The following is a 10,245-nucleotide window of genomic DNA, read 5'->3' as shown; positions in this document are numbered from 1 at the left end:
GCGGGGAATGGGTTTCCTCGCTGGAGCTGGAAAACCTTGCCAGCAGGGTCGAAGGCGTTGCCGAGGCCGCCGCCATCGGCGTGCCAGACCCCAAATGGGGCGAACGCCCGCTTTTAGTGGTCGCCTGCACCGAAGCCCCGGAAGCCATCGTGACAGCACTTCGCGCCGCCTTCGCCAGGGCGGTCGCCGATGGGTCGCTGTCGAAATGGGCCGCGCCCGACCGGATCGAGATTGTCGAGGCGCTGCCCAAGACCTCGGTCGGGAAACTGGACAAGAAAGCCCTTCGAAACCGATTCTGCTAAATAGGAAAGTACCGCCCTTATGAAAGATGTCGTCATCGTTTCGACCGCCCGTACCCCCATCGGCTCTGCCTTCCGGGGGGCGTTCAACAACATCAAGTCGCCGACCTTGGCGGGCCACGCGATCCGCGCAGCGGTCGAGAGGTCCGGCGTCGATCCGGCCGATGTTGAAGACGTGGTGATGGGCTCGGTCCTGACCGCCGGCACCGCCGGGCTGAACGTCGCGCGGCTGGCGGCGCTGGCGGGCGGGTTGCCAGCAACCGCTGCAGCGCAGACCATCGACCGGCAATGCGCCTCTGGGCTGATGGCCATCGCGACGGCGGCCAAGCAGATAGCGGTCGATGGCATGGGCGTCGTGGTGGCCGGTGGGCAGGAAAATATCTCGGCGGTCCAGGCGCGGTATTTCGACTGGGTCATGGCCGAGAAAGACCCCGCTGTGACCCGGGCGGCTGAGCACGCCTATATGCCGATGCTGATGACGGCCGAGAACGTGGCGCGGCTTCACGGCATCACGCGTGAGGCACAGGACGAATTCGCGGCGCTATCGCAGGCCCGTACGGCCGCCGCGCAGGCCGCCGGGGCTTTCGATGACGAGATCGTGCCGGTCACGGCGACTAAGCTGGTCAAGAACCGCGAAACCGGCGAGGTGCACGAGGAAACCGTCACCCTGACGCGGGACGAGGGCAACCGCCCGGGCACAACGGCGGATACGCTGGCCGGCCTTAAGCCCGTTGTCGAGGGTGGGCTGATCACCGCCGGCAATGCCAGTCAGTTGTCGGACGGCGCTTCGGCCTGTGTGCTGATGTCTGCAGAAGCGGCTGCAAAGCGCGGGCTTTCGTCGCTTGGGGTCTATCGGGGTATGGCCGTCGCCGGTTGCGCCCCCGAAGAAATGGGCATGGGCCCGATCTATGCCGTGCCGCGACTGCTAAAGCGGGCCGGACTGACGGTCGACGATATCGGGCTGTGGGAACTGAACGAGGCCTTCGCAGCGCAGGCCATACCCTGCCGCGATCAACTGGGGATCGACCCGGACAGGCTGAACGTGAACGGCGGCGCGATTTCGGTGGGCCACCCCTATGGGATGACAGGTGCGCGGCTTGTCGGCCACGCGCTGATCGAAGGCAAACGGCGCGGCGTCCGTTACGTCGTCGTCACGATGTGCATTGGCGGCGGAATGGGAGCGGCCGGGTTGTTCGAGGTGGGCTGATGACCGGTTCCGAAAAGCTGCTTCTCATCATCCTGGATGGTGTGCCCTACCGGAATTTCCGACGCCTGTTCGGCAATCTTGAAGGCTGGGCAGCCTCGGGCCATGCCCGTGTGCGGCGGATGCGGTCGGTCCTGCCGTCCACCTCTTCGGCCTGTTACGCCTCGATCCATACCGGGCTTTCGCCGCATGTTCACGGTGTCTGTGGCAACAAACACCGACAGCGGTTAAAGGTGCCAGATGTGTTTTCCGAACTCGCCGGGGCCGGGCGTAAGACGGGTGCCGTAGCGCTAAGCTGGTGGAGCGAACTGTTCCACCGGATGCCGTTCGACCCGGTGCGGGACATCGAACTCGACAGCCCGCAGGGCCCGATCCACCATGGCCGTTTCCATACCATGGCCGATGCGACCGAAGCCAACCAGATGAGCCCGTCCGACGCGGACCTTTTCGCGACGCTGACCTATCTCTGCGAGGCCAAGGGGATCGACTACGGATTGTTGCATACCTCGACGCTCGACAGCATGGGGCACCGCTTTGGCCACGGAAAACGAGAGATGAGCGATGCATGCTACTATCTAGATGCCGCCCTTGCGCCCTACGTGATCCGCTGGCGCGCTCTTGGCTATGACGTCATTGTCACGGCAGATCATGGCCAGGATGACCTTGGCCACCACGGTGGTGCCGGGGAGGATCAACAGGACGTCGCGTTCTATTACTTCGGTGACAGTACCCTGCCACCTGAAGACACACTGCTGGACCAATTGGCACTTGCGCCGTCGATCCTGACGCGAATGGGTGTGGCTGTTCCGACGGGCATGACCGCAGAACCATTCCTGGTGCGCGAGCGGTGAAAGTCAGACCCATAACCTCAGTTATGGCAAAGTCATGAAATCGGTTGTTTGTGCCGCGCGCGGTACGCCCGCAATCTCAGGGGAACTGCGGGGACAACCCGTCTTCGTTCTCTGGGAGGAAAATACATGTCCGACATCGACAGCCTGGTACGTCAATACAAAGCCGGGGCACTTAGCCGCCGCGGATTTTTCAAGCGCGCGGGCGCATTCGGCCTGCTGGTGCCGGCGGCCAGCGGCATTCTTACCTTGGCCGGACCTGCCCGCGCCGAAGAGCCCAAGCGCGGCGGCTGGCTGCGGGTCGCGCAGGGCAACACCGACAACACGCTGGAACCGGTGCGCATGGTCGACACCGATGACGGCATCTATTCGAACTGCGTCTATCAGCGCCTGACCCGTTTCGCGCCGACGCTGGAAGTCGAAGGTGACGCGGCTGAAGAATGGAGCGTCAACGCCGCCGCCACCGAGTGGAGCTTCAAGCTGCGCGGCGGCCTTACGTTCCATAACGGCCAGCCTGTCACCGCCGCCGATGTGGTCGAAAGCCTGTCGCGTCACATCGCCGAGGGTTCGGAATCCCCTGCCAAGGCGCTCTTGTCGACCGTCACCTCGATCGAGGCACCGGACGCCTCGACCGTCAAGATCACCCTGTCTTCAGGCAATGCCGACTTGCCGGTGATCATGTCCGACTACCATCTCGCCATCCATCCTGCTGGCCATACCGATTTCGCAATGGCCATCGGTTCGGGTCCGTTCAAGGTGACGGAATTCATCCCCGGCGAGCGTGTGGTCCTTGAGCGATTTGACAACTATTACGAAGAAGGCAAGCCCTACCTCGACGGAATTGACTTCATCCCGGTGCCGGATGCCAACGCAACGCTCAGCACATTGCTGGCAGGCGACGTGGACGCCATCCGCGATGTTCCGGCCTTTGCGGTGGAACAGCTGAGCGGCAACGACGCCGTGACGCTGTACAACACACCCACGGGCGGTTTCACCAATATCGTGATGATGGTCGACCGTGCGCCAACGGACAACGCGGATTTCCGCAAGGGCATCAAGCATGCGCTCGATCGCGAACTCATTCTGAACCAGGTGTTCAAGGGGATCGGCACAATTTCGGCTGACACACCAATCGGTCCCACCTACAAATACTGGTGCGAGGATGTGAAGCCCGCCGAATACGACCTGGACAAGGCGAAGTTCTATTTCGACAAGGCGGGCGTCAACGCGGTCGATCTCTACACGTCCGAGACCGCGGGCAGCACCGCAAACGACATCGCACTGACCTTCCAGCAATCCGCCAAGGGTGCGGCCGATATCAACGTCATCAAGTCCCCTTCTGATGGCTATTGGTCGAACATATGGATGCAGAAGCCGATGACCATGTCCGGCTGGCAGGCGCGTCCGACCGTTGATGCATTCCTGACCATCGCGCATATGAATGGTGGCAGTTGGAATGAGACCATGTGGGGTTCGGACGAATTCGACGCGATGATCCTTGCCGCCCGCGCCGAGCTGGACGAAGCCAAGCGGGCGCAGATGTACTGCGACATGCTGCACATGATGAACGACGACGGCGGCTTCGTGAACCCGGTGTTCCAAAACCAGCTTGAGGCGACGGCAAAGAACGTCATGGGTTACACACCGCATTCGGTCGGCGCGATGGGCGGCTTTGGTCAGACCCTGCGCAACGTCTGGCTCGCCTAAGCCGGGATTCTCCCTGTCAGAGGTAACAGCCGACTGACGCCCGGCCGCCGGTCCAACCGGATCGGCGGCCTTTCGTTTCGGTGCTGTCAGACTAATTCGAACCAGTCTCTGCTTGGACAGTGAGGCTGCCCCTCATGTGCCGCACCCTACGCCAAACAGGTGATGCGCGCTCCACCTTGCCCCACTATGCTTTCGAGGGTGGGTGTGGCGCTCATTGGCTCGCCCATTCGCCAACCTCCAGACAGGGGCGCTCCATACGCTTTGCGTCCGGTAGCTTGACCTTTTTCAGCGCCTTGGATTTCAGCCACGCCTCGATCATTTTCTTGATGCGCTTGCGGTCCGCAGTGACGTCCAATCCCAGCACCTCGGCTATGGTCACGCCGGCCCAATCGTCGCCAGCCTGATCGGAGTATCGCAGCCCCTTGTTGTCAAGTGCGCGTTGCACTGCCAACAGATCATCGGCGGACATACCCTCGAAAGTGCCGGGCCATTCCCAGTCCTCGGCCACGCCCACGGCATCGCCGTTCGCCAGGCGCACCGACGCCATGCGACGCCATACCCGGTTCCCCTTGGGGGCAAGGTTTGCCTTGTCCCGGTCAACGCTGAAATAGGTTGCGGGGTCGTTCAGAACCCCCGCTTCCTCTTTTGCATTGTCGCTCATCTTGTTGAGCACCCGACCGGACCGCGCCGCCGCCAGAAGGGCAGATGCGCCGCGCCCGCTCTCGGTCGTCGCTTCCTCGCCATTGGTCTTGCGAGTGTGGTGGACGAGTTCGATTGCGCAGTTGCACCGATCCGCCAGACGCGCCCATTCCTTTGCCACCAGGTCGATTGCGCCGTTGTCGTTTTCCGACACTTGATGCGATGACACGAAAGGGTCGACGACCAGCACGTCGATTTCCCGCTCCTCGATCTCACTGGCCAAGGCGTCCAGTTCCGGCTTGATGATCTGGACGCCCTCGCGGGTTTGGACCGCCATGCTCAGAGTACGTTCCCGCCCGGTATCCACATAGAGACGCCCCGCGATTTCCTCGGGGCTGACGTGGTGGTGTTGCATCGCCGCGATGATGCGACGATCCATTTCGTCGCGCGGGTCTTCCAAGTTGTAGAGCCAGACCTTGAGACCCTTGGCGGTCCATTCGCCCAGCAGTTCGCGACCGGATACCATCGCCAGCGCCTCACAGATCGTCAGAGACGATTTCCCGACTCCGCCGGGCGCGACCGTCACGGACACTTGCTTGCGGATCAGGTGGTGCCCATAGACCCACGGACGCGGGGGAATGCTGACCGGGTCGCGCCAGAAAAATTCCGTTGCGTGTAGCGGCGCTGTGGTTGTCCTGACTGGCTCTGACGACGCATCGCGGTATGCCTCGGGTGGCGGCAGCGGGCGCATGTCAGCGACATCGCGAAGCGTCTTCATATGCCGCCCCCGATCACTCCGACACGCCGGGCGAAGCTCAGCCGGTCGGCATCACTAAAGGAATCCCAGAGCTTCACGAAAAGGCGCTTTCGGCAGCCGATCCCGAGCGCCATCTCCCCAAGCCGCCGCAAACCCGCCAGCACAACCGCCTCAAGCTCGGGGACATGGGCGCAATAGGCCCAGTATTCGGCTTCCTCGCGAACCTCGTTCAGGAACGGATGCGCGGGGCCAGAGGTGCGCAGCCGGTCGAGATAGGCCGCGCAGATTTGTGCAGCGTCGTCGGCGTGAACCTCGCCCAGGCAAAACACCAAAGCGTTTGCCCATTCGGCGCGGAGACGGTAAGATGCTGTCTTGAAACTTGCCGTTTCGATTTCAGCCCCGGTTGCGCCCGCCAGCGCGCCGGGGTTTTCGTTTTGCTGCTCGACCATGGTTCAGGCCGCCTCTGCTTGGGCATTGAGCCATGCGATAACGTCGGCCTCGCGCCAGTAGCGGCGGCGGCCAATGTAGATCGGTTTTGGGAAGTTCAGCGTCGGGTCGTTCTGCCAACGCCAAATCGTCATGTCGCTGACTGCGCCGCAGATTTCGCGAACCACCGCCGCCGTTATGTGTTTTTCTTGCTCGATCATGTTGCCAGAACCTTTTCTCGCTAGGTCGTGGCAGAACAAGAAACACAAAATTGACGGCAAATCGCAGCGATTAAAATGCGCCGGGTTTTATTGTCCTCTGAGCTTTATCTTTTCCCGATAAAGCCGTTCAAAATACTTGGCTCGACTCTGACTTGCTGCATTGCCCTCTGCATCGGCTACGGAGCGTGCTGCGCTCGGGATAGTATGCCCGGATGCACATAATTTGCGTATCGCGTCCAAATGGTCATTCACGTTGCGCCATGGCGGAGAGACGGACGGCCTCCCTTGCCGCCCTCTTACTCGCTCAAGTGCTGCAAAAAGTGCGGGACTGTCGTGTGGGTGCCAGCTTCCAATCTCCAGGTTGTCAAAAAGGTCATTAAATCGTTTGCGTTGAGCCGCGTCGGGGCTTTGCAGTCCCGATAGGAAGTTTGAGAAGTGTTCCGCCCAAGCGTCAAACCCGTCGCTCTCGAACACTTTTTTCATGTTCTCGCCGAATTGTTTCAACCGCGCCGCGTGACCAGATTCTGCATCCTCGGTTTTAACTATAGCCAGCATTCGCCCACGAAGTACGTCGTAACAGCCGTTTATCTTGGCCTCATCAACCCTGAGCAAAGCATCAACGATCGAGGCGCGGGCGCGGGCATTGAAGTCGCTACCGTCATTTCGATCAGAAAGCGTCAGAGCTTCTTCTTCGATAGCCAGTTCATCTCGCGTGGCTATTAAGTAGTCGGCATACGTGATCCGGTCGGTATACATCATTTGAGGAGAGTTCACCGCCCCGCCTCCATCCGCACCACGTTGTCGGCCTTGCCGTTGACCAAAGCCAAGACAGATCGCGCCCAGGCTTCGAGCGCCGCGCGTTTCTCGTCGGCATAGTCAAAGCGGTTATAGACGCCCGCAACGCCTCTTCGCGTTCCGCTGCGATGGTTCAGCACCGCCTCGACAACATGCGGAGGGAAGCCTAGCCCCGCCATGCCGGTTGCGGTCGTGCGGCGCAAGTCGTGAAGCGTGAATGGCGGCAACTCGGCTTCGTCGCGCTGACCTTCGTTGCCAATCTCGATCATCAGCCGGTCAAGCCGCTCCTTGGCCCGTGTGAAGCCTGACACAGGCCGCGCGCCGGTTGTCGTAAAGATCAGCCCCGACTTACCGCTGATGCGGTCCACGCCCGCCAGAACGTCGCGCGCGGCCTCTGACAGCGGCAAGGTGTGCTCCTCGCCATTCTTTACCCGTGCGGCCGGAATGACCCACTCATCACCGGTAATTTCTCGATCACTCATTCCACCGACCTCGCCGCGACGCTGGCCGGTCAACAGCATGAGTTTGAATAGCGGCCCGAACGGTTGGCCGAGCTTGTCGCAAGCCTTCCAGAACCATTGAATCTCGTCATTGCTCAGAACGCGGGTCCGCGCCTTCTCAGGTGACGGCGGCTTGATCCCGTCCAACGGGTTCGCCCGCACAATGTCCCTACCTTTCGCCCAGTTGAACAGCGTATTCAGATGCGCCCGCAGCCGGTTCGCCGTCACGGGACTGCCCCGGTCCACAACTGCGTCCAGAACGTCGATCACGTCGCGCTTGGCAATATCACCGATCTTGCGCTCGCCCCATTGCTGGATCACTTCGCGCCGGAACATCGCGGCGACATCATTGTGACGGCGGTTGCGCGAGGCATGGCGTCTCAGGAACAAGTCAACCACGTTCGAAAACTTGTCGCGCTCGTCTAGCTGTGCCTCGATCCGCGCGGCCTTGGTCGTCGCTTTCTCTGCCGCCGGATCGTCGCCCCGCTCGACCTTTTCGAGCGCCACCGCCGCGGCCCCTCGCGCATCGGCAACGCCCATGATCGGCCAGCGCCCGAGCGTCAGCTTGGAAGGCTTGCCCCCGACACGATACCGCAGCGCCCACGATTTCACGCCGCTCGGCTGGACAATCAAATAGAGGCCGGACAGCCCTGCATCGGGGATTTCCTGCCGCCGTGCCGGGTCAGCTTTGATCGCCTCAACCCCCTTTGTCGTGAATGCTTTCGCCATGCCGGTTTCCAGTCAAAAGGTATCTGGGGTAACACTGGGGTAACAGATTCGGCAGATTGACCGCGTTACCCCAAGTTACTAACACCGCCTAACATGAGCTAATTTTCCCATATTATCAAGGGTTCTTTCGGCATTCTGATGTTTTGATTTGTTAGGCCAATTTAGGGGTATAGTTTTGAATGGCATTCAAGAGGTCAGCGGTTCGATCCCGCTTGGCTCCACCAAACAAATCAAGGACTTGACGGGTTAGACAGGATCGCAGGGCGGGCCATCCCTTTGCGCGTCCTTGGGGCGCGGGTTGCCCGGTGAATCAGCCGGCTCGTTGCTGCCAGCCCAACGGCTCTGACAAGCGCATTACCCCTCGTCGCTGCGCGCCAGCTCTTCCATGAGGATCGGCAGGCCGAGCGCCATGGAGTGGATACCCATGATCGAGGTCAGTTGTATGACCTCAAGAATTTCCTCTTTCGTTGCCCCGGCCTTCAGCGCGTTCTGGATGTGGCGCCGCACGCCCGAGGGCCAGAGATGGGTCGTCGCCACGTTGATCGCGATGAAGATCAGTTCCTTGTATTTCTGTTCCAACGGGCCCTTGGTCTGTGGCACCGCACGGAAGGCGAGGAAGGTTTCCAGATAGTCCGGATCCATCTCGGCCAATGTGTCCCACATCGGGTTCCAGTCGCCGGTGGCGCGTTGCGCCTCGGTCGCCGGGTATTGCTTGTCGGCCATCTCAGCCCCCCCTGTGCTTGAAACTGTCGCGGCGGAAGGAATAGAGCGCCGCGGGGTCGACGGCCACGTCGATCACAGCCGGTTTGCCACAATCCAGCGCCGCCTCAATCGCCTCGGCCATGCCTTTCAGCGTATCAGCGCGGTAACCCTTGGCCCCGTAAAGCTCGGCCAGCTTGTCAAAGGGAGGAGAGGAAATATCGGCCCCGATATATCGCCCGCCGAAAAAGTCGCGCTGATAGGCCTTTTCCGCGCCCCAGCAGCCGTTGTTCATCACCACGGTCACCGTGTTGATGCCGTGATCGACGGCGGTCGACAGCTCTGACACGGTCATGCCAAAGCCGCCATCGCCCATCAGGCTGACCACGGGGCGTTCCGGGGCGGCCAGCTTGATCCCGAGGCCACAGGCGAAGGAAAAGCCGACAAGGCCGAAATCGAGTGGGGTAAAAAGGCTCTTCGGCGTCCAGTAGTTCAACGCATCGGTGGCCTGAAGGCAAAGCGTGCCCGCATCCATCGTGACAGCGGCATCCTTCGGCAGCACGTCGCGCAGGGTCTTGAACAGGCCCGAGGGCTGGATCGGCATGGCACCCACCTGCGCATCGGCGTCGCGTTTGGCGAGAAAGGCCTGACGCTCGGCCTTATAGGCCTCGGTCCATGCCTCGGCGCTGGCGCGGTCCCGGATCCGGGTCAGGGCCTCGGTCAGTTGCGTGGCGGCGGTGGGCGCATCGGCCCAGATGCCGAGGGCGACGGGGAAGTAACGCCCAATGGCGGTCGGTTCCAGTTCCACATGAATGATCGCGGCATCGCGGTTGATATTGTCGTAGCTGTAGAAGGTGGTGTTGAAGCCGACCCGTGTGCCCAGCGCGAGGATCACATCCGCCTCGCGCACCAGACGCGAGGCGACGATATTGCCGCGCGGACCCATCTGACCCGCATTCAGCGGATGGCCGAAGGGGATCGCATCGCCGTGACCGGGGGAGGTGACGACGGGGGCGTTCAGCGCCTCGGCCAAAGCCAGCGCCTGTACATGGCCGCCGGTGTTCTTGATACCACCGCCCGCGATGATCACCGGGCGGGATGCGCCCGCCAGCATCTTCGCTGCCTCGGCGATGGCCTCCTCCGGCGCGGCGGGCACGGATTGGCTGCGATAGGTTTCGGGGGTCTGGAACGCGTCGAATTCCGCCTGCGCCGATAGCACGTCGCGCGGCAGGTTCAGCTGCACCGGGCCGCGCCGGGGCGTCATCGCTACGCGGAATGCCTCGCGCACCATTTCGGGCACCCGGTCGGCGCTCGTCGCAGTCCAGGTCTTCTTGGTTATCGGGGTGAACAAAGCCTGCTGATCCACCTCCTGAAAAGCATCGCGGTAGACATGGGATGACGCGAGCGACCCGGCGATGGAG

The 10,245-nt window shown here is 61.8% G+C and carries 11 protein-coding genes; 4 read left to right on the top strand and 7 right to left on the bottom strand.

Annotated features, from left to right (window positions below; genetic code table 11):
- From WBB85_RS02635 to WBB85_RS02620, 4 genes are all read left to right on the top strand, one after another.
- Window positions 1-302: AMP-binding enzyme (locus WBB85_RS02635; protein WP_432637072.1), on the top strand; the 302-nt coding region annotated here is incomplete at its 5' end.
- A 19-nt stretch (window positions 303-321) separates the two neighbouring features.
- Window positions 322-1,506 carry an acetyl-CoA C-acyltransferase gene (locus WBB85_RS02630; protein WP_432637071.1) on the top strand — a complete coding sequence of 395 codons (1,185 nt, stop codon included), beginning with the start codon at window positions 322-324 and terminating at the stop codon, window positions 1,504-1,506.
- The gene (locus WBB85_RS02625; RefSeq protein WP_432637070.1) at window positions 1,506-2,354 is read left to right on the top strand and encodes an alkaline phosphatase family protein; all 849 of its coding nucleotides are present in this window, start codon (window positions 1,506-1,508) and stop codon (window positions 2,352-2,354) included. Before WBB85_RS02630 ends, WBB85_RS02625 begins: the two co-directional genes overlap by 1 nt.
- A gap of 126 nt (window positions 2,355-2,480) precedes the next feature.
- Window positions 2,481-4,058: an ABC transporter substrate-binding protein gene (locus tag WBB85_RS02620; RefSeq protein ID WP_432637069.1), complete on the top strand. Its 1,578-nt coding sequence runs from the start codon at window positions 2,481-2,483 to the stop codon at window positions 4,056-4,058.
- Window positions 4,059-4,269: 211 nt separating this feature from the next.
- On the opposite strand, the gene WBB85_RS02615 is transcribed toward WBB85_RS02620, so the two are convergent.
- The 7 genes from WBB85_RS02615 to WBB85_RS02585 all read right to left on the bottom strand — a co-directional run.
- Window positions 4,270-5,475, bottom strand: a complete 1,206-nt coding sequence (locus WBB85_RS02615) for an AAA family ATPase (protein WP_432637068.1) — start codon at window positions 5,473-5,475, stop codon at window positions 4,270-4,272.
- On the bottom strand, window positions 5,472-5,903 hold the full coding sequence (locus tag WBB85_RS02610) for a hypothetical protein (RefSeq protein WP_432637067.1): 432 nt from the start codon (window positions 5,901-5,903) through the stop codon (window positions 5,472-5,474). The genes WBB85_RS02615 and WBB85_RS02610 overlap by 4 nt, the downstream gene beginning before the upstream one ends.
- 3 nt (window positions 5,904-5,906) lie before the next feature.
- A complete protein-coding gene (locus WBB85_RS02605) occupies window positions 5,907-6,101 on the bottom strand; it encodes a helix-turn-helix transcriptional regulator (protein WP_432637066.1) in 195 nt (64 codons plus the stop codon).
- An 87-nt stretch (window positions 6,102-6,188) separates the two neighbouring features.
- Window positions 6,189-6,860 (bottom strand): hypothetical protein, encoded by a 672-nt coding sequence (locus WBB85_RS02600; RefSeq protein ID WP_432637065.1) that lies wholly within the window; start codon window positions 6,858-6,860, stop codon window positions 6,189-6,191.
- An 11-nt stretch (window positions 6,861-6,871) separates the two neighbouring features.
- Complete coding sequence (locus WBB85_RS02595; protein ID WP_432637064.1) at window positions 6,872-8,125, bottom strand: tyrosine-type recombinase/integrase; 1,254 nt, start codon at window positions 8,123-8,125, stop codon at window positions 6,872-6,874.
- Between the two features lie 354 nt (window positions 8,126-8,479).
- The gene (locus WBB85_RS02590; protein WP_432637063.1) at window positions 8,480-8,848 is read right to left on the bottom strand and encodes a carboxymuconolactone decarboxylase family protein; all 369 of its coding nucleotides are present in this window, start codon (window positions 8,846-8,848) and stop codon (window positions 8,480-8,482) included.
- 1 nt (window position 8,849) lies between these two features.
- Window positions 8,850-10,245 (bottom strand): thiamine pyrophosphate-binding protein (locus WBB85_RS02585; protein WP_432637062.1); only part of this gene is annotated, 1,396 nt, incomplete at its 5' end.

The organism is Albidovulum sp., from assembly GCF_049646345.1.
Taxonomy (GTDB): domain Bacteria; phylum Pseudomonadota; class Alphaproteobacteria; order Rhodobacterales; family Rhodobacteraceae; genus Albidovulum.
The sequence above is the reverse complement of the archived record's forward strand: the minus strand, read 5'-3'. Positions and strand labels throughout refer to the sequence as shown.

Excerpts from the sequence above, each read along its gene's own strand:
- WBB85_RS02630 (WP_432637071.1), top strand. The coding sequence starts at position 322 with ATGAAAGATGTCGTCATCGTTTCGACCGCCCGTACCCCCATCGGCTCT.
- WBB85_RS02625 (WP_432637070.1), top strand. The coding sequence starts at position 1,506 with ATGACCGGTTCCGAAAAGCTGCTTCTCATCATCCTGGATGGTGTGCCC.
- WBB85_RS02620 (WP_432637069.1), top strand. The coding sequence starts at position 2,481 with ATGTCCGACATCGACAGCCTGGTACGTCAATACAAAGCCGGGGCACTT.
- WBB85_RS02615 (WP_432637068.1), bottom strand. The coding sequence starts at position 5,475 with ATGAAGACGCTTCGCGATGTCGCTGACATGCGCCCGCTGCCGCCACCC.
- WBB85_RS02610 (WP_432637067.1), bottom strand. The coding sequence starts at position 5,903 with ATGGTCGAGCAGCAAAACGAAAACCCCGGCGCGCTGGCGGGCGCAACC.
- WBB85_RS02605 (WP_432637066.1), bottom strand. The coding sequence starts at position 6,101 with ATGATCGAGCAAGAAAAACACATAACGGCGGCGGTGGTTCGCGAAATC.
- WBB85_RS02600 (WP_432637065.1), bottom strand. The coding sequence starts at position 6,860 with ATGATGTATACCGACCGGATCACGTATGCCGACTACTTAATAGCCACG.
- WBB85_RS02595 (WP_432637064.1), bottom strand. The coding sequence starts at position 8,125 with ATGGCGAAAGCATTCACGACAAAGGGGGTTGAGGCGATCAAAGCTGAC.
- WBB85_RS02590 (WP_432637063.1), bottom strand. The coding sequence starts at position 8,848 with ATGGCCGACAAGCAATACCCGGCGACCGAGGCGCAACGCGCCACCGGC.